General features: G+C 60.3%; 19 protein-coding genes. 8 read left to right on the forward strand and 11 right to left on the reverse strand.

Features of this window, described 5'->3' with window-relative positions; translation table 11 throughout:
• Nucleotides 1-7: 7 nt before the first annotated feature.
• The 6 genes from ACI514_RS07980 to ACI514_RS08005 are packed head-to-tail and all read right to left on the reverse strand — an operon-like array spanning nt 8 to nt 5433.
• Nucleotides 8-1951 carry a response regulator gene (locus tag ACI514_RS07980; protein ID WP_405123476.1) on the reverse strand — a complete coding sequence of 648 codons (1944 nt, stop codon included), beginning with the start codon at nt 1949-1951 and terminating at the stop codon, nt 8-10.
• Nucleotides 1941-2816, reverse strand: coding sequence for a sensor histidine kinase KdpD (locus ACI514_RS07985; RefSeq protein WP_160058311.1), 876 nt, complete (start codon nt 2814-2816; stop codon nt 1941-1943). The genes ACI514_RS07980 and ACI514_RS07985 overlap by 11 nt, the downstream gene beginning before the upstream one ends.
• Nucleotides 2809-3819, reverse strand: a complete 1011-nt coding sequence (locus tag ACI514_RS07990) for an ATP-binding protein (RefSeq protein WP_160060108.1) — start codon at nt 3817-3819, stop codon at nt 2809-2811. The genes ACI514_RS07985 and ACI514_RS07990 overlap by 8 nt, the downstream gene beginning before the upstream one ends.
• Entirely contained in the window at nt 3816-4220 is a 405-nt protein-coding gene (locus ACI514_RS07995) for an anti-sigma regulatory factor (RefSeq protein WP_008084828.1), read from the reverse strand. The genes ACI514_RS07990 and ACI514_RS07995 overlap by 4 nt, the downstream gene beginning before the upstream one ends.
• Nucleotides 4217-4579 (reverse strand): STAS domain-containing protein, encoded by a 363-nt coding sequence (locus ACI514_RS08000; RefSeq protein ID WP_160058309.1) that lies wholly within the window; start codon nt 4577-4579, stop codon nt 4217-4219. Before ACI514_RS08000 ends, ACI514_RS07995 begins: the two co-directional genes overlap by 4 nt.
• Before the next feature lie 2 nt (nt 4580-4581).
• Nucleotides 4582-5433: an STAS domain-containing protein gene (locus ACI514_RS08005; RefSeq protein WP_405123477.1), complete on the reverse strand. Its 852-nt coding sequence runs from the start codon at nt 5431-5433 to the stop codon at nt 4582-4584.
• A 249-nt stretch (nt 5434-5682) separates the two neighbouring features.
• Here ACI514_RS08005 and ACI514_RS08010 point away from each other — a divergent pair, with 249 nt between their 5' ends.
• On the forward strand, nt 5683-5946 hold the full coding sequence (locus tag ACI514_RS08010) for a hypothetical protein (RefSeq protein WP_160058305.1): 264 nt from the start codon (nt 5683-5685) through the stop codon (nt 5944-5946).
• Nucleotides 5947-6211: 265 nt separating this feature from the next.
• Here ACI514_RS08010 and ACI514_RS08015 read toward each other — a convergent pair whose 3' ends face one another.
• Nucleotides 6212-6733 carry a DUF4142 domain-containing protein gene (locus ACI514_RS08015; RefSeq protein ID WP_016983387.1) on the reverse strand — a complete coding sequence of 174 codons (522 nt, stop codon included), beginning with the start codon at nt 6731-6733 and terminating at the stop codon, nt 6212-6214.
• A gap of 203 nt (nt 6734-6936) precedes the next feature.
• On the opposite strand from ACI514_RS08015, the gene ACI514_RS08020 reads away from it, so the two are divergent.
• Together ACI514_RS08020 and ACI514_RS08025 are read left to right on the forward strand one after the other, a co-directional pair.
• Nucleotides 6937-7179, forward strand: coding sequence for a DUF465 domain-containing protein (locus tag ACI514_RS08020; RefSeq protein ID WP_038368920.1), 243 nt, complete (start codon nt 6937-6939; stop codon nt 7177-7179).
• 109 nt (nt 7180-7288) lie between these two features.
• Nucleotides 7289-7453, forward strand: a complete 165-nt coding sequence (locus tag ACI514_RS08025; protein WP_007912545.1) for a hypothetical protein — start codon at nt 7289-7291, stop codon at nt 7451-7453.
• A 149-nt stretch (nt 7454-7602) separates the two neighbouring features.
• On the opposite strand, the gene ACI514_RS08030 is transcribed toward ACI514_RS08025, so the two are convergent.
• The 4 genes from ACI514_RS08030 to ACI514_RS08045 all read right to left on the reverse strand — a co-directional run bounded on the left by ACI514_RS08030 (nt 7603) and on the right by ACI514_RS08045 (nt 12768).
• The gene (locus tag ACI514_RS08030; protein ID WP_405123478.1) at nt 7603-8679 is read right to left on the reverse strand and encodes an SMP-30/gluconolactonase/LRE family protein; all 1077 of its coding nucleotides are present in this window, start codon (nt 8677-8679) and stop codon (nt 7603-7605) included.
• Nucleotides 8676-9821 (reverse strand): SRPBCC family protein, encoded by a 1146-nt coding sequence (locus ACI514_RS08035; RefSeq protein ID WP_160058301.1) that lies wholly within the window; start codon nt 9819-9821, stop codon nt 8676-8678. Before ACI514_RS08035 ends, ACI514_RS08030 begins: the two co-directional genes overlap by 4 nt.
• A gap of 111 nt (nt 9822-9932) precedes the next feature.
• Nucleotides 9933-10796: a LysR family transcriptional regulator gene (locus ACI514_RS08040; protein ID WP_077573167.1), complete on the reverse strand. Its 864-nt coding sequence runs from the start codon at nt 10794-10796 to the stop codon at nt 9933-9935.
• 253 nt (nt 10797-11049) lie between these two features.
• Entirely contained in the window at nt 11050-12768 is a 1719-nt protein-coding gene (locus ACI514_RS08045; protein ID WP_405123479.1) for a hydrogenase maturation protein, read from the reverse strand.
• 297 nt (nt 12769-13065) lie between these two features.
• On the opposite strand from ACI514_RS08045, the gene ACI514_RS08050 reads away from it, so the two are divergent.
• From ACI514_RS08050 to ACI514_RS08070, 5 genes are all read left to right on the forward strand, one after another.
• The gene (locus ACI514_RS08050) at nt 13066-13572 is read left to right on the forward strand and encodes a sigma-70 family RNA polymerase sigma factor (protein ID WP_405123480.1); all 507 of its coding nucleotides are present in this window, start codon (nt 13066-13068) and stop codon (nt 13570-13572) included.
• On the forward strand, nt 13569-14516 hold the full coding sequence (locus ACI514_RS08055; RefSeq protein ID WP_160058298.1) for a FecR domain-containing protein: 948 nt from the start codon (nt 13569-13571) through the stop codon (nt 14514-14516). The genes ACI514_RS08050 and ACI514_RS08055 overlap by 4 nt, the downstream gene beginning before the upstream one ends.
• Nucleotides 14517-14607: 91 nt before the next feature.
• Complete coding sequence (locus ACI514_RS08060; protein WP_405123481.1) at nt 14608-17517, forward strand: TonB-dependent receptor domain-containing protein; 2910 nt, start codon at nt 14608-14610, stop codon at nt 17515-17517.
• A gap of 270 nt (nt 17518-17787) precedes the next feature.
• A complete protein-coding gene (locus ACI514_RS08065) occupies nt 17788-18264 on the forward strand; it encodes an antitoxin Xre/MbcA/ParS toxin-binding domain-containing protein (protein WP_174244514.1) in 477 nt (158 codons plus the stop codon).
• Nucleotides 18261-18764 (forward strand): RES family NAD+ phosphorylase, encoded by a 504-nt coding sequence (locus ACI514_RS08070; RefSeq protein ID WP_160058294.1) that lies wholly within the window; start codon nt 18261-18263, stop codon nt 18762-18764. The genes ACI514_RS08065 and ACI514_RS08070 overlap by 4 nt, the downstream gene beginning before the upstream one ends.
• The last annotated feature ends 96 nt before the right edge of the window (nt 18765-18860 follow it).

Below are 18860 nucleotides of genomic sequence, written 5' to 3' on the forward strand. Positions count from 1 at the left end.
GCTGTGGTCAGGCACCATCGAGGGTTCGGCGGACCTTGTCGAGCAGTTCACTGATCTGAAACGGCTTGACCAGCATGTCCATGCCACTGCCGAGAAACACCTGACGATTGATTGCCGTTTCTGCATACCCGGTCATGAACAGAATCGGCAATCCGTCACGCCAGCCTCGCGCAACATCTGCCAATTCCCGACCGCTCATGCGCGGCAGGCCGACGTCGGTCAGCAGCAGGTTGATCGAGGGATCATTTTGCAACCGCTCCAGCGCCGTTTCGATATCCGCCGCCTGGGTGCAGCGATAACCCGCGTCCTCCAGCACTTCAGTGACAAACATGCGCACCGACGGCATGTCTTCGACAATCAGTACATGCTCGCCGCTACCTTGCGGGTCAACTACCGGCGCAGGGATGTCGACCCCAGTCGGGTCGGTGGTGGCCGGCAACATGATCGTCACTTCGGTGCCGCGCCGCGCGACGCTGCGGATGTGCGCATCACCGCCCGACTGACGGGCAAAGCCATAGATCGTCGACAACCCCAGTCCTGTGCCTTGGCCCAGCGGTTTTGTGGTGAAAAAAGGATCGAAGACCTTGTCGATGACGTTGTGCTCGATCCCTGTGCCGTCGTCGCGCACCGACAGCGCCACGTAAGCGCCATCGGCCAGATTCGGGTCGCCGTGGGAGTACGCGGCGTAGGTGTTGACCCAGATATTACCGCCCGCCGGCAGGGCATCACGGGCGTTGATCACCAGATTCAACACCGCGCTTTCCAGTTGTACCGGATCAACCAACGCGATCGCCGGTTTGCTGGTCAGCTCCAGCTTGAGGTTGATCCGCTCACCGATGGTGCGCATCAGCAGTTCTTCCAGCGAGCGGACTTGGTCGTTGATGTCCACCGGCCGTGTATCCAGCGGCTGTTGCCGTGCGAAGGCCAGCAAGCGATGGGTCAGGGACGCGGCGCTCATCGCCGAGTTCAGCGCTGCTTCGCTATAGAACTGCACCTTGTCCAGGCGCTCATCGGCGACACGCTTCTGGATCAACTCCAGGCTAGTGATGATCCCGGTCAGCAGGTTGTTGAAGTCGTGAGCAATACCGCCCGTGAGCTTGCCCAGGGCATCCATCTTCTGCACTTGCAGCAACTGCGCCTCGGCGCGCGCACGTTCGGCGACTTCCTTGGCCAGTTGCGTGGTGGTGTCATCCAGGCGCGCCAGATGCGAGCGCTCGCGATGGCGATGTTCGGTGACGTCTTCGACAAACACCAGGCTCAACTCTGGCGTGCGGTACGGCGAAATCTGCCATTCGGTTTCGCGAATCTCGCCCTGCACGCGCATGTTCAGCGTGCCTTTCCAGCGCTCGCCATCGACCAGGCGCAGGCGCAGCTCATTGAGGATGGCGCTCTGATCATCGGCAAAGCATTCACGCAGCGCTTGCGGATCCCGATTGTCGAGAATCAGTTGCGCGAAGGCCTGGTTGCACTCATGCACCTTGAGGCTGGCATCGAGCACTGCAATCGGTGCGGACACATTGGCAAAAATTTCGCGGAATCGCGCTTCACTTTCGCGCAGGGCATTTTCCGTGTCGCGCACCCGCAACAGCGTACGCAGGGTGGCCAGCAGCACGTCCGGATCGACCGGGTGAATCAGATAGGCATCGGCGCCGGCGTCGAGGCCGGTGATGATGTCGCCGGTCTGGATCGACGCGGCGGACACATGGATCACCGGCAGCAGAGCAGTGCGGCTGTCGGCGCGCAGAATCCGCACAATGTCGAAACCGCTCATGTCCGGCAGATTGACGTCGAGAATCAACGCATCGAGCGCTTCACTGTCGATCAGCGCCAGCCCGTCGCCGCCGGTACCGGCCTCAAGGACTTCGTAACCGTGGCGCTCCAGCCGTCGCCGCAGGGCGTAGCGGGTGGCGACGTTGTCATCGACGATCAACAGACGGATGTCACGTTTCATCGACATTCTCCAGAGCGATCGCCAACGGGATGATCACGAAGAAGGTCGAACCGACCCCCGGCGTGCTTTCCAGCCCGACTTCACCGCCGAGCAGGGCCGCGAAGCGTTTGCACAGTGACAGGCCTAGCCCGGTGCCGCGCAGACGTTTCTGCAGTGGCGAGTCGACCTGGGAAAAGTCCTCGAACAATGCACCATGCAGCTCCGCAGCGATACCGATTCCAGTGTCGCTGACGGCAAAACGCACCTTGTCCACGCCTTCGAGGCGCGCGGACACCCGCACTTCGCCACGGGTAGTGAACTTCAGCGAATTGGAAATGAAGTTGCGCAGGATTTGCCCGAGTTTCTTGTCGTCGGTGTACAGGCGAGGCAAACCGACCGGTTCTTCGAAGATCAGATCGACGGCGGAGGCATCGACAATCGGCCGGAACATCCCGCGCAGCGCGGAGAACAGATCGAACATGTCGAACCACGCCGGGGAAATCGTGATGCGCCCGGCCTCGATCTTCGCCAGGTCGAGCAGGTCATCGACCATGTCGCTCAACTCGCGGGCAGCGGTGCTGACGAACGCGACCTGCTTGTGTTGTTCAGGGCTGAGCGGGCCGTCGAGTTCGTCGGCGAGCAGGCTGTTGATGCTGAGGATCGAGCCCAGCGGCGTGCGGAATTCATGGCTCATGTATGACAGAAAGCGACTTTTCAGATCTGAGGCCTGGCGTAATTCTTCAGCTTGTTCGTCGAGTTCGGCATACAGCGCCAGCACGCCCTGATTGGTTTCGTCGAGCTCTTCGCGCAAAGCCACTGTTTCGCTCTGCAACTGCGCGATGAGCGCGGCCTGTTCGGCATTGCTCAACATCGGTGACTCAGCCATGGGCGGCCTCCAGGGCAACGACCAATACTGTTGCATCGTCACGCCCGCGACTGAAGTCGCGGTGCAGGACGCTGGCTATCACAGCGGGGTGGCGATGCACCAGGCCGGGGTAGTCTTGTAGATTCCAACGGGACTGCAAGCCGTCGCTGTACATGATCAATAGATGTCCGTTCACGTGAGCATAGTCAAAAGGCCGGGCTTTTCGGTATTGCACGCCGACGATACCCGGGTGCGAGGCCAGACCTCGCGATTTGTCTGCGGCGATCAGACTGGCGCCAATATTGCCCACGCCAGCGAAGGTCAGGTTGTCGCGCCTGCCGTCGAACTGGCTAAACGCGACAGCGCCGCCACGCGTGCCGATCATGTCGCGGTGCATGTCCTCCATCAGCATCACCGGATCGGCAAACGGTGTCAGGGCAAAGGCTTGAGCCCCCGCACGCCCGGCGCGTTCGGCTTCCTCGCCATGCCCGAGGCCATCGATCACCAGTGCGCTGATGCTGGCGCCTTCATACTTCAGGTGCCAAACGTCACCGCAGGCCGGATCGTTGTGCAACGAGTGCTGGCTGACGCCATAACGGATATCCGGATCGCGGTCGGTACGCGGGTAAAGACGCGCCAACAGTACCGCGCCACGGCCGTCGGCATAGACGTCAAATACCTCGGTCTGCCGCGAAACTGCGCCGAGGCCGATACCTTGCGTGCCACCGGTGGAGAATCCGTCGGCCACGCAGGCCTCCAGATCAAAACCCTGAGCGCGATCCACCGCGAGCATTTCAATACCGAAACCCGCAGGCCGAGGTAATACCCGCAGATGCAATTCGCCGTGCGTAGCGTGCTTGAGCACATTACTGGCCAATTCCGTGGCAACCAGAGCGACCCGCCCGGCATCGCGCTCATCAAAGCCATGCTGTTCAGCGAGTTGCTGCGCGGTGCGCCGGGCATGACCGATCTGACTGCTGTCCTCGACCAACAGAACCTGGGTCAGCGACCCGACGATATTCATGTCCATCGGGTAATCGTTATGCGCGTGCCTTTGCCGGGCTCGGTGTCCAGTTCGAACTCTTCGACCAGACGTTTGGCGCCGGTCAAGCCCAGGCCCATGCCGCTGCCCGAGGTCCAGCCGTCGGTCATCGCCAGTTTCAGGTCGGGAATGCCCGGGCCTTCGTCGCGAAAGGTCAAGCGCAGACCGACTTTGTGATCCTCATCGAGAATCTGCCAGTCCATGTCGCCGCCGCCACCGTAAACCATGGTGTTGCGCGCCAGTTCGCTGACCGCCGTGACCATTTTGGTCAGGTCGATCAGACGCATGCCGCACTCCGTCGCCAACTTGCGCGCGGTCTGGCGCGCGAGCACGACATCCTGCTCGATGTGGATGGGTTGAGTACCGCTGCTGCGTACGGTCATTGCAGCGCTACTCGTTCCCGGAGCAGCTTCATCCCGCGCTCGACATTCAGTGCGGTACTGACGCCGGGCAACGTCATGCCAAGTTCCACCAAAGTAATCGCCACTGCCGGTTGCATGCCCACCAGTACAGTTTCGGCGTCCATGATTTTCGACAGGCCGGAAATCGTGCCGATCATCCGGCCAATGAACGAGTCGACCATGTCCAGCGCGGAGATGTCGATCAGCACGCCCCGCGCCGAGGTCTTGCTGATGCGCTCGGACAAGTCATCTTGCAGGGTGAGGGCGAGTTGGTCATGCATGTCGACCTGAATGGTCACCAGCAGAAATTCGCCCATTTGCAGAATCGGGATACGTTCCATGTTTAAACCGTCTTGACGAGGCTGACACCCAGACGGGTCAGGGCCAGTTTCAATGCATCGGCCAGATTGGCTTTGGTCACCACGCCTTGCAGGTCGAGGCCGAGGTGGACGATGGTTTGTGCGATTTGCGGACGTACGCCGCTGATGATGCAGTCGGCGCCCATCAGGCGGATCGCGGTGACAGTCTTCAGCAGGTGCTGGGCAACCAGAGTGTCGACGGTCGGCACGCCGGTGATGTCGATGATGGCGATTTCCGAACCGGTGTCGACGATGCGTTGCAGCAGCGATTCCATCACCACTTGCGTGCGTTGCGAGTCGAGGGTGCCGATCATCGGTAGCGCCAGCACGCCGTCCCACAGCTTGACCACCGGGGTCGACAGCTCCAGCAGTTCTTCCTGTTGACGCTTGATCACCGCTTCGCGGGATTTCTGAAAGGTGCGGATGGTGTGCATGCCGAACGCGTCGAGCAGCTCGGACACTTCCCAGAGTTGTTCGGCCAGCAGCGCCGGTTGGTCTTTGTAATGACTTTGGAGCAGGTTAAACAGCGGGCCTTTGAGGGCGAAGATGAAACTCGCGGTCTGCTGCGAGTCCTGGCCGAGCAGGGCGCGGCTGTGGGAGAGCTTTTCGAGGAACTGGCGGGTGGCTTCCCAGCCCGGCGCGGCCACATTGGTGCCGTTGTCGTTTTGCAGACCATTGATCACCAGTTGCAGGAATTCGCCGGTTTGTTGCTGTATGTCGTGGCCTTTCAGATTACGCGTGGCACCGCTGGTTTCCAGTCCGTTGACCCATTCACTCAGCAGTTGTGCTTGTTTGTTTTTCATCGCATCGAGTGTGCTGTTCTGCAGTGCTGCCATGTGCCTGTTGCTCCGTCGCGAATTGGGGGGCGATCGCTATAAATGAACGCCGCGGAATGATCGACATTTGCCGTTCGAAATAGTTGTTCGTTCACGCACGTATATTTTTGATCTGGCGCAAGGAACGTCCCGGTAACTCTAGTCGGCGTGGCCGGGTGCGGTGAAGTTTTGAACGTTGACGCAGGGCAGGCTTCGAATCTTTGACACCCGGCGGATGTGTGCCGGGGGTGTTTGACCAACGAGGTGGCCATGAACGAGCAAACGAAGCAGAGCCAATCTGGCGAACCGATCAATCGCAATGATCCGGCCATTGACCCGCAGGTGCCGGGGCAACCGGCTCCGACGCAGCAGCAGGGCGAGGATGATCAGGCGCAGAGTGCCGATCCGGCGGTGGATCAGAAGAACCAGCATACGGACAACGACAACGAGTTCAGCCCGGGCTTCAAACCGCAGCCGGATCGGGCGAAGCCGGGGGAGGAGACGGATGCCGATATTGATACCGATGGCGGTTGATTTCGGCGGATATGACAAGGCCGCATCTATTTGGATGCGGCCTTTTTTACGCTTGAGTCTGGTGGTGTGGCTGATATCGATCCCCCTCACCCCAGCCCTCTCCCCCAAGGGGGCGAGGGGAAAGGGAGCCGATTGGGGAATGTTCAAAACCTGCGTTCAACTCGAGACTGTCAGGTCGGCGTAACTCGAACATCCACCTCGGTCGGCTCCCACTCCCTCGGGGCGGTCCGACGTTTCGGGAGGGCTGGGGTGAGGGTAAGGCTTTTTACTTGCTCGGATGCTTGGCCTGCAATTCTTTTGCGGCGGCCAAATGTTTTTCCAGCCCCGGCAGCATTTTCTGCGCAAACGCTTTCAGTTCAGTAGCGCCTTTAACCTTGTCATCGGTCACGGTATTGGCCTGTTTCTTGAACAGTTCGATGGTCTCTTCGTGCGCCTTCACCTGATTGTTGGCGTAAGCGGCATCAAAGGACTCATCGCGCACTTCGAGGATTTTTTCCTTGGCCTGTTTGACCAGGGTTGTGGTGTCCGGGACTTCGATGTCATTAGCCTTGGCAATGGTCGCCAGTTCGTCATTGGCCTTGCCGTGATCGGTGATCATCATGTTGGCGAACGCCTTGATGTCTGCCGATTGGCTTTTTTCCAGGGCCAGACGGCTGGTTTCGATTTCGGCGATGCCACCGGCTGCGGCGTTATCGACGAAGTCATTGTCCGTCGCGGCGAAAGCACTGCCCATGCCGCTGCTCAAAGCGACAGCCAAAACCAGATGACGCAGGTTGAATCCGTCCATTGGTGTATCTCCACGCAGTTTTTGTCGGGGTTATCCAATGGAGGCAACGCGGCGAGTAAAGGTTTTATCGCATTTGCGACAGGGCGACGAACGGCCACCGCTGGTCTGACAGGTGGTCGACAGAACGGCTCAACCAAGGCCATTCTGATAACGGGCCAGCGCATCGGTCGCGCTGGCTGCCGATCAACTGACGGAGGTGTTCCATGCCGGTTCCCCATGACCTGTTTCAGGACTTGAGTTGCACGAAGGAAGAGATCCAGCAAAAACGCACCCAGGATCCACGACTGGATTCACTGATCAACAAGTATTCCCAAGCCGACGCCGAAGTGGTCAAGGCCGAAACGGCCACTTCAGATGCTCCCACCGACGACGCATTGAAAAAGCTCAAAGAAAAGCGCTTGAAGGTCAAAGACGAAATCGTCAGCCATTTGCAGGCCCCGTCCTGACTCGACAATGATCCGCCGACCTGCGGTTGCGGATTGACGGGAACGACAGCCACGACCGGCACCTCGAATGTACAGAGTCTTCCATCAGCGACTCTTTGCGAGGTGCCTTATGAACGATCCGAAATTCCCCAGTGAAGAGCAGGGCGCATTCGACCCGGTTCCCACCCATCCTGAACCCAACAGCCCGGCGCATACCACCGCTAACCCCGAAGAGCCGGATGAGGATCTGCCTGAAGACGAAGATCCGGACAAGTTCGACAAGTCCAGCAACTGACAGACCGTCTTCGCGAGCAGGCTCGCTCCCACAGTGGATTGTGTTGACCACTAATGCTGTGGTCAGCAAAGAACCCCTGTGGGAGCGAGCCTGCTCCGGGCGGCGTTCCGACGAAGGCGTAAGTCCATGCAACACAAAAAACATCAGGCTCACTTCAGGGCCGCATCCAACGGCATCCGCGCCATATGCGTGGCTTTCAACGAGCCAAAGTACAACCACGGCCCATACTCGCGCACCGTGGTAATCGGCGAGTAATTGCCACTGCTCGCGTCCTGCAGATTGGCAATCACCTTGCCGTCCAGATCCAGCCCCAACACAAACCCGCGCTTTTCTACCGGTTTCGGTAAAACCGTCAGCGCGCGCACGATCATCTTGCGCACGAACGGATGCCCCGCAGTGCCATCCAGCAGAGCATTGCGCGGCGCATACAACGCCACCCAGAACCGGTTGCTGCCATTGAATGCCAGGTTGTCCGGCAGCCCAGGCAGATTGTCGATGAACAGGTCGTGAGTGCCGGCTTTCGGACCGGTCAGCCAATAACGGCTGATGCGATAAGCGCCGGTTTCGTTGACCAGCACATAGGCGTCATCGGGGCCGAGGGTCACGCCGTTGGCGAACTCCAGTCTGTCCAGCAGCACACTGGTTTTACCGCTCTGGAAGTCATAGCGCAGCAGACGTCCGTCGCCGCCGTGCTCGATGATTGCCTCGCCGTCATGGCCATAACCCCAGCGACTGGATGCATCGCTGAAATAGGCGTAATGCCCGGACTTGTCGATGGCCACATCATCGGTGAAACCGAAGCCCAGACCATTGGCCTCCGTGGTCAAAGGAATCAACTGACCTTGCGCATCAAGGGACAGCAAGCCCTTGACCCCATCAGCGATCACCAGCATGCCGTTCGGATGTCGGGCCAATCCGAGCGGACGGCCACCGGTGTCGGCGAGTACTTTGCGTTGCTGGCCGTCGAGGCTGGTACGGATCAGTCGGCCGTCGTGCAGTCCGGTGATCAAGAAGTCACTTTCCAGCAGCAACGCTTCCGGCCCTTCGATGTCGCTCGGCCCGACCTGCGCTGCGCCTTTGAGTTTCTGATTCTCGGCGTAAATGCCTTCTTTCAGCGATGGCGCAGGCGACGGCGTCCAGGCCACGGGTTCGACTTTGGTTGGCATCAACAATAAGAACGCGATGACGATAAGGATCAGCAGCAACAACAGATGCCGTAGCTTCACGCGCTGGCCCTCGCCGATGACAGGTACTGGGCGGCCATGTCGCGCAGCGCCAGCATCGACGCGGCAGATTCGCGCTCGATGCGGCGCTTGAGCAGCAGGTGATTGGCGATGCGCATGCCCAGACCGGCGAAGCGATAATCCAGTGTGCGCACAAATCGCGCGCCGCTGCCTTCGGCGCTGCATTCATAGGTCAGCAGCAACGACAATCCATGATCACCTTGCGCCCGCGCGCACCAGCGCCGACCGGGCAAGTACTCGGTGACTTCCCAACTCAAATGGCCTTCACGGCCGCCGGCATGAATGTCTTCTTCAAAGCGCGCGCCGGCATGCAGCGGGCCGTGTGGGCCGTCGATTTTCAGCGACGAGGGGTGCCACTCAGGCCAGCGACCGACACTGGCGGCGTAGGCCAGTACGGCAATGGGATCGCCAGCGATATCGATGCTGTGCTGCATGCGGGTCATGGGCATTTTCGAATAGCTCAAAGGGGTGGTTTCCGGCTCCCAGTACAGGGTGCCGAACAGGTAGTCCATCAGCGGCAGGACGATGTTGAAATTGCGCTCCTGCATGCGTTCGCGGCGGTGATGCAGCTCATGCAAACGGCGCATCTGGCGGATCCATGGCAGGCGTGCCAAAGGGTTGTCTGCCGGCAAATGCTCGCAGGCATGAAACACTTCGTAAGTCAGATAACCCAGCACCATGCAACCGCCGAACAACCCGGCAACGTTGGCGTTTACCGGTGCCAACAGCCACCACAACGGTACGGTGATCACCAGCGTATGCAGCACAATCAGCCAGGCGGGGAACAGAATCACCCGCCAGTCACGCGCACTGTCGTAGGTCATATGGCCGGGAGTGAAGAAGCTGTGATGATCGCCCGCGTGCCGGGCGTAGAACATTTTCGCGAAGGTTTTTTTGTGGTGGCCGAGATGGCGATGGACCATGTACACGCCGAAATTGAACAACAGCAGGGTCAGCGGCACTGTCAGCCATTCCAGCAGACTGACCTGCTGCACGCTGGCCGAGAACGCAGCGATGGCCAGCACACCGAACAGCAGCACGAAGGCACCGTGCAGCCATGGGTTGTACAACGGGTGAATGGCCGCACGGTAGCGACTGCGGAATGCCTCGGTGGTCTGCCTCACTGCATCACCTGCGGGGATTGTTGTTATACCCGGCAGATTAGCCGATCCGGCCGTTTGTGCAGGCCGCACCTCGGTGTCACTTGCGCCATGCTCCGGTGCAAAGCCGCCGCTTCAGCTCAGCGGGTTCCAGCGTTGCGACCAGTCGTCATCGGTGCGGATCACTTCGCGCAGCAGATGGAAGGCTTGTTGCAGCGTTGCCGAATCGCGGTCGCGTGAGTAGACAAGATAAGTCGGGTAGCCGAATTCCGGGGCTTTGGTCACTGCTTCCAGGGCGCCGCTTTCCAGATACGTGCGTACCACACGGGTGCGGAAGTAGCCGCTGCCGCCGTGTTCGAGAATGTATTGCAGGGCCAGCGGACCGAGGTTGAAACTCAGCGCCGCTTTGGCTTTTTCCGGCAGGGCGGCGTCATGCTGGCGGCGAAAGTCCGGGCCCCAGTCGATGTAGACGTAGGGATCGGGGCGCTCGGGCGCACGCACCAGAATCAGTTTTTCTTCCAGCACTTGCTCGACCTGCAAGCCCGGCCAGTATTCCGGCTGATAGACCAGCGCCGCGTCGAGCACACCGAGTTCGAGTTGGCGCAACAGGTTCTCGCCGTCGCGGATTTCCATGCGCAGGGCATGCCCGGGAATTTTCTCGCGCAGCTCCGCCGCCCAACTCAGCATCAACGGGTTGCACAGGCTGACTTCGCCGCCGATGTGCAGCACGTTGTGATAGCCCTCGGGCAGCGGCAGATCACGGCGCGCGGCTTCCCAGGTCTGCACCAGTTGATTGGCGTAGATCACAAAGGCCTCGCCATTGGGCGTCAGCTTTGCCCCGGCACGGTTGCGCACGAACAGTGTGCTGCCCAGTTGGCTTTCGAGCTTCTGCACCCGGGCGGTGATCGCCGTTTGCGTGACGAACAACTTCTGCGCGGCAGCGGCGAGGCTGCCGTGACGGACGATTTCCAGAAAGGTGCGAGCGAGATCGATGTCCATGGGCGGGCCGGTGTTTGAGGTGTCGGGCATTGTAAAGGCAAAAGCCCCTCATCGGATCGCCGCCCGCCTAACCCTCTCCCGGAGGGAGAGGGGACTGATTGGGGGATATTGAAGAAATGCACTGACTTGAACGATCAGCGTTGAATCCATAATCGACACGTTTTTTCAGGTCGATGCAGGGCGCCAGACACCTCGGTCAGTTCCCTCTCCTTGGGGAGAGGGCTAGGGTGAGGGGAAAGCAGTCACCGCAAAATCAACTGGCCAACTCGGTCAAACATACCCGCGCCCACGCCTCGATCAACCGCGCCGGCGTGCCACACACTTTGCGCTTGAACACAAAGTTCCGGCACTTCTCGGCAAACTGATTGCGGTTGTAAAGCATGTCCTCCTGCATCTCCTGCAGCTCGGTTTCGCGGCACTGCTGGATCAACACCTGATCAACCCGCGCCTTGCGCTCGCGCACCGCAGCATAGGTCGGATCGCTCACCGCACCGTTGGCCCGTTGCAGTAACCACAACGAAAACTCGTCCGGGCAGCGCGGGCCGATTTCCTGGACCATGCCCAGTTGCCACGCCTGCACCGCGCTCACCGGCAGACACGCCTGAGTCAATTGTTCGGCCATCGCCGGGCCGACGGCGCGGGGCAGGCTGTAGGTCCAGTATTCGGAACCATACAAACCCATGCTCTTGTAATGCGGGTTGAGCACGATATCGGCGCGGGCAAACACAATGTCCGCCGCCAGTGCGAGCATCACACCGCCGGCGCCGGCATTGCCGGTGACACCGCTGACCACCAGTTGCCGGGCCGTCAACAGTTCTGCGCAGACATCGTCGATCGCCTGAATATTCGCCCAGGCTTCAGCTCCGGGATCCTGCGCGGCTTGAATCACGTTCAAATGCACGCCGTTGGAAAAGCTGCCGCGCCCGCCCTTGATCAGCAACACCTGCGTATCACGGGATTTGGCCCAGCGCAGCGCGGCGACCATGCGCTGGCATTGCTCGGTGCTCATGGCGCCGTTGTAAAACTCAAAGGTCAGCTCACCGACGATGCCGGATTCGCGATAACGCAGCGGTTGATAGGCTTCGTCACTGAACGGCTGTGTAGCGATCGACCAGTCGAGCACCGGCACGTCGGCCAATTGCTCGGCCAACAGGTGCCGCGCCGGTTGCTTGAAGGTTTCTTCGCCGGGTTGCGGTTTGCGTCGCAACGAACCAAGCCACAAACTCTGATCACCAGCCGCGACCAGCACCGCATCGTCATGCACCGCGAGAATCTCGCCGGGCATGCCGCTGCGCGAATCTAGGTGCGCGTCGTACACGTAATACTGACCGCCGGCCAGGCTCGCCAGCACGCCGGGCTGGCCGTCGGCGGCATCGATGCAACGTTTGATGAAGCGCGCGCAGTCATGCCAGCTGAAACTGCGGTCGACCTGTTTCATGTTCGGTTGCAAACGCCCGCGCACTTTCGCATCGGCATAGTCGAGGGTAACCGGCTCAAAACCTTCGATGAATTTCTCTACCACTTCGCGTATGCAACGAATTGCCGCGTCACTGACCCGGCCGTTGTACAGCTCGGATTTGCGCAGGCCCGCCGGCAGGTTGAATTCGCAGGTGGCCCACACCGGGCCGGCGTCCATTTCCTCGACGGCCTGCAGCGCGGTGACGCCCCAGCTCGGCAGCTCGTTGGTAATCGCCCAGTCTAGGGCACTGGCGCCGCGATCGCCGACGATACCCGGATGGATGATCACCACCGGCCGCTGGGCATTGCTCCACAGCGCCTGCGGTACACGGTCCTTGAGGAACGGGCAGATCACCAGATCGGCGCCGCTGTGTTCGATCTGCTCGCACACCACTTGTTCATCGGTAAACAACACGACGCTCGGCGAGTGCCCGGCCTCACGCAGTTCCAGCCAGGCGCGTTGGGTCAGGCCATTGAACGCTGACGACAGCAGGATGATGTTGAGTGGTCGCATGCTTGCTCTTCCTTGAGTGGGTTTAGCCGTGGGCTCTCGGTGAGCCGTCCCTGGCCTTCGATGGAGCCGCGAGATTAATCAGTGACCGCCCACGCGCCAGTGACCGAGGTCAACGTTCTGTCAGCCAATGTTTCTGCGGCGACGAAGCGGCTTATGCTCAATGGTTTGCATATGCTGATTTTTTATTACTTCAAATGTCTTCGAGGCTATTGCACAGTCGCGCCTGATCAGAGCCGGACGATCCCGGCAGAACGATGGTTTTTCGCAGCGGGTGGGACCCGTTTCAGGGAGCAAGACATGGGTGGGTACAACCCGCATTACCAGATCATTGGGCAGATGTTCCAAAAGGACTATCGCTGGCTGTGCGCTGCCGTTGGTCGCACGCTGGGTTGCCCGCACAGTGCGCAAGACATTGCCTCGGAAACCTTTCTGCGGGTGCTGGCACTGCCAGACCCCACGGCCATTCGCGAGCCACGCGCGCTGCTGACCACCATCGCCCGCCGACTGGTGTACGAAGGCTGGCGCCGTCAGGACCTTGAGCGCGCCTATCTGGAAAGCCTGGCGCTGGCGCCGGAGCCGGTGCACCCGTCTCCGGAAGAGCGGGCACTGGTGATCGAAGCGCTGCTGGCGGTCGATCGTTTGCTCAACGGGTTGTCGGCCAAAGCCAAAGCGGCGTTTCTCTACCACCAGCTCGACGGTTTGACCTACAGCGAGATCGGCGAGCGCCTCGGCGTATCCACCAGTCGCGTGCAGCAATACATGGTCGAAGCGTTCAAGCGCTGCTATCAGGCGATGCAGACATGAGGCCGGACGAAGCGGTGATCGACGAGGCGGCGCAATGGCTGGCGTTGTTGCAGTCGGGCGAGGCGGGCATGGCTGAGCGGGCCGCATTCGAGGCTTGGCGCGTTGCCGACCCACGGCATCAGCAGGTCATCGAGCAAATGGGCGGTGGCCTCAATCTGCTACGCAACCCGACCCTGCGCACCTTGCCGCGCAGCAGTCTGCTGCACAGCCTTAACGCGCCATCGAGTCGGCGACGCTTTATCAGCGGCAGTCTGAGTGTGCTCGGCATCGGGCTGTTGGCCGGGCTGCTCGGGCGGCGTTACGGCTGGCTGCCGGAGGCGGGGGAGTTGTCGACCGGGACCGGCGAGCGACGTGACTTCACCCTGGCCGACGGCAGTGCGCTGACCCTCAACGCGCGCAGTCGTGTGGTGCCTTTGTTCGATAGCCAACAGCGCCTGCTCGCCTTGCGCAGCGGTGAGTTGTTGGTGGATGTGGCGAAAGAGCCGGCGCGGCCCTTTGTGGTCGAGACCGAGCACGGTCGCCTGCGCGCGCTGGGGACGAAGTTTCTCGTGCAGTACCGCGAGGAGGCGACGCGTTTGGTGATGCTCCATTCGCAGGTCGAAGTGGTCACCGCCGGCGGTGCGCGGCAAGTGGTGCAGGCCGGCGAAAGTCTGTTGTTCAACGGCGCTGGAGTGCTGTCGCTGGAACGTAGCAACGGCCAGGAAAGTGCATGGGTGCAAGGTCGCCTGGAAGTCCGCGACCGGCCTTTGTACGAAGTCATCGACAGCTTGCGCCGCTACCGTCGCGGCATCTTGCATCTAAGCCCGGAAGTCGCCGACCTGCGCCTCAGCGGCCTCTATCCGCTTGACGACAGCGATCGCACGTTGCAACTGCTGGAACGCTCGCTGCCGATCCGCATCACCTGGCACAACCCGTACTGGGTCAGCATCGACGCGCGGTTATAAACCCATAACTTCTTGGCCTAATCGCCGCCCTATAAAAAGCGCCGGCCCGCTGCTCATTCCCTGCAGATGCCTCCAACAGGGAAACCCTTCGATGTTCTCAATCAAACAAAAATTACCTCGATTGACTCTTGCTGCTGCATTGGCGATGGGCATCAGTCCATGGGCGGCGGTGGCCCAGGAATCGGCAGCGGCGGTGTTCACCTTCGACATCGCCAGCGGACCGCTCGACGAAGTGTTGCTGGACATCTCGCGGCAGAGCGGTGTACCGATTTCTTTCAGCCAAGAACTGGTGAAAGGCAAACACAGCGCGGCGGTGCGTGGGGCATTGGGCGGTCGTCAGGCGGTGGAAAAGGCCTTGCTTGGCAGCGGTCTGCAAGTCGAACAAAGCACCCAGGGTTTAACGGTTCGCGCGGCTGATGTGCCGGCGAAAGTCACCGCTGTGGCGCCGGTCACCAGCGCCGATTACCGTATGGAAAAAGTCACCGTGACCGGTTCGCGCATTGCCCGCGCGCAGAGCGATGGCGCCACACCGGTCAACGTCATTACCCACGAAGAAATGGAAGCGCGCGGCTACAAAAACGTCTACGACGCCCTGGCGACGCAGACGCAAAACACCGGAATGACCCAAGGCGAAGATTACGGCAACACCTGGCAACCGGCGGCCAGCGCACTCAACCTGCGCGGCCTCGGCCCGAACCATACGCTGGTGTTAATCAATGGCCGTCGCGTCGCCGACTACCCAACGCCGTACGACGGCAAGGTCAATTTCACCAACCTGGCGAACATTCCGTCGGCGGTCATCGAACGCATCGAAATCCTCAGCAGCGGCGCCTCGGCGATTTACGGCTCGGACGCGATCGCCGGGGTGGTCAACATCATCCTCAAGGACAAGATCAACGGTGTCGACGTCAATCTCAAGGGCGGCACCAGCGAGCGCGGCGGCGGTGACAACCAGCGCTTGCAGATCAGCGGCGGCGGCAGTTGGGGGGATTTTGACGGCTTGTTCGGTCTGGAGCTGACTAACCGCGATCCGATCTGGGCCGATGACCGTGGCTTTATGCAAAACGGCCCGCTGGCAGATGTCGGTTACCGCCGCGACCTGAGCAACAATCGTTATCGGGGACCGGGTTGCGGTGCTTATCAGGGCACCTTCGACAACAAACTGGTCAACAGCGGCGGGCGCTGCCGCACCGATCAGATGTACAACGATTACTGGACCGTGCAGACCCAGAAGGAAAACTACGACGGCTATACCCGTGGCACCTGGCATTTCAGCGACAGCGGCCAGGTCTTCGCCGATTTGATGTACGGCCTCGACCATATCCAGAACAACACGCGCGGGCCGACCTTCACCTCACCGGATTTCATCAACCAGAACAGCGGCAATCTGGAGCGCTGGTATCGACGCTTCGGCGAAGAGGAAATCGGTGGTCGCACCAGCAACAACAGCAAGTGGCGCGACACCTCATGGACCGGCACCCTGGGGCTCTCGGACAAGATCGCCGACACCGGCTGGAGTTACGATCTGGCAGCCAATCGCTCGGAATATCGCAGCGTCAGGACCACGCGCTACACGCCACTGTCATCGATTCAGGATTTCTACCTTGGCCCGCAACTCGGTGTCAGCGGCGGTTATCCAGTATTCGCCCCGGATGCTTCACGGCTCGACCGGCCGCTGACGCCGCAGGAGTGGCAGCAGTTTCGCGGCAACCTCACCCAGAGCAGCAAGTCGGTGTCGACCAGTTACAACGCCTCGGTCAATGGTGACCTGTTCGACTTGCCGGCGGGTCCGGTGGGCTTCGCCGGGGTGCTGGAAGCGGGCAAGCAGGAATACCGCGTTGACCCGGACGATGGCCTCAATGACGGCATTTTTTACGGCGTGAGCCCACAGCAGAGTTCCGGTGGCTCGCGCAAACGCTACGCGGCGGGTGGCGAGTTCAGCATTCCGCTGACTGACACGCTGCTGGCGACCGCCGCCGGACGCTGGGATCAATACAAATTCAGCGGCCGCACCGAACAGCAGAAAACCTACAACCTGGGACTGGAATGGCGCCCGGTCACCAGCCTGTTGCTGCGCGGCAGTTACGGCACCAGTTTCCGCGCGCCGGATCTGAATTACATCTATCAGTCCGACAGCAACGGCTACTACCCGGCGCAGATCGATTACTACGGTTGCAGCCAGGGCGTGGAGGGTGCCTGTGATCGTGGGCGGGTCGATTACACCCAGAGCGGTACAGCGAATCTGGAGTCCGAACGTGGCAAATCGTGGACGTACGGGTTTGTCTGGTCGCCGTCGCGCAACTTCGATTTCTCCACGGATTTCTGGCGCGTCGAGATCGATGATTTGCTGACCACTGTCGATGAAAACCGTTTGCTGCAACAGGAAAACGAATGCCGCAACGGCACGCAGGACATCAATTCGGCCAACTGCCAAGCGACCCTGGCACGCATCGATCGCAACGCCGGCAATGCCGCGGTCGACCCCAACCAGTTGCAGCGCGTGCGGGTCAATGCGATCAACGCCGCCAGCGAGCGGGTCAGTGGTCTGGATTTCAAGAGCAATATCCGCTGGGGCGCCGGGCAATACGGCGCGTTCAGTTCTGCGCTGGGTTACACCCTGGTGTTGTCGCATTACTACAAGGAGTCGGAAGAGGCACCCACGCAAGACTGGCGCACCTCACGCACCAACTACGACTGGCGCAGCAAGGTCAACGCCAGCCTGACCTGGGATTACCAGAAAGCCACGGCGACTCTGGTGGGCATTCGTTACGGTTCGGTCACCAACGGCGCGGGGGACGGTCGCCTGTCACCGTGGACGGTGTTCAACGCCAGCGCGCGTTACAAGCTCAATGACCGGGCGAGTGTCGGGCTGACCGTGAACAACGTGCTCAATCAGGTCAAACACGATGACTCGGCGGGGTGGCCGTATTACCCGACCGGCAACTATGACCCGTACGGACGGCAGTGGTGGCTGGATGTGAGTTATCACTTCGGCGGCTGAGGGCAGGAATCTCGCGTTTACGTCCTACGGAAAATGGCAGGTTTTGCGGCAAGCAGCGGATATTTCCGACGACTTTTTCAGGTTGGTCGTCGGAAGCGCGATCTATAGCATCGGACCTGACATTGAAGTCGCTGAGTGGCTTGAACGCTCAGGCTCCCAGATAAAGGATCGATTATGCGTACCCCACACATCGAGCATGAAACCTCTGTTTATTCCCTGCGCAACTTCTGGATCGACGATCGCGCCAGATGCCCCATGGAGGATGTCGCGATGCCCACAGCAAAAGTGCCCCGGCTGACGGGGCTGAAGAAGGTCGCGGGCAAGCCTGTCGATTTGCTCGTGCATGGCCAGGACCTCGGTGACGACGCCATGCTGATTGTCCGCCTTACCGAGGAGGGCTTTGAGCTGAGCGACGTCGTCAACATGCTTTCAACTTCCGAAATGTACCTGTGCGAGGACATGGTCAAACGCATCACCGGCAAATCTGTCAGAACCGTGCAGCGGCTGTTGAAGGAAGGCAAATCGGTGCGGCTTGACTCGCAACAGAGTGTCGTCGCCTACCAATATGCGCTGGTGCTGGAGATGGCCACTCGGGCGTTCGGGGGGCTGCCACAGGCGGAAATATGGATGCAGAAGTCCACCCCTTACCTGAACGGCTACGTACCGTTGGAATTGACCCGTCATCCACTGGGCTTCCAGATGGTCGAGCAATACTTGTGTCGGCTCCTGTACGGGGGTTACCCATGAATCCCTTGCCCTGGGAAGGACACTGGTATGGCTGGCGCCTGGATCAGGAGGCCTACGGAGATACGTGGGACAGCGGGATGGGTCCAAAACTGAAGGGCGGTCGATGGAATGCGCCTGGCCGGCGAGTCGTCTATGCATCTGTCGACCCGTCCTCGGCCATTCTGGAGGTGGCCGCCAATAATAGTTTCGATGTACTGGACAGAGAACCTTATGTGCTGACGTGCTTTGAGGTCATCGGCGATGCACGGGTCAAAGTCGTTCAGCCCGAAGAGGTTCCGAATCCTTACTGGTTGAGTCCCGCTTGGCCGTCGCCCAATCAACAGCGGTTTGCCGACGCTTTACTGGATGAGCATCCGTTTGTCCTGATCCCCTCGGCGGCAACCCGCCACTCGTGGAATCTGCTGGTGAGCTGCGACCTGGCACAGGGGCAGTTCAAAATGGTTTCTCAAGAACGTTTTGGCCTGGATACAAGGTTGCTGAGGGAGATGGCATCGGGTTGATATCGAGGCATGGATTTTTTTGCATAACCTCAGCACCCAACAGTCTAAATCGGCCTCTATAAATCCTGATTCGTCATCGCACATCCCTGCATAAAC

The organism is Pseudomonas sp. M20 (assembly GCF_045037865.1).
Taxonomy (GTDB): domain Bacteria; phylum Pseudomonadota; class Gammaproteobacteria; order Pseudomonadales; family Pseudomonadaceae; genus Aquipseudomonas.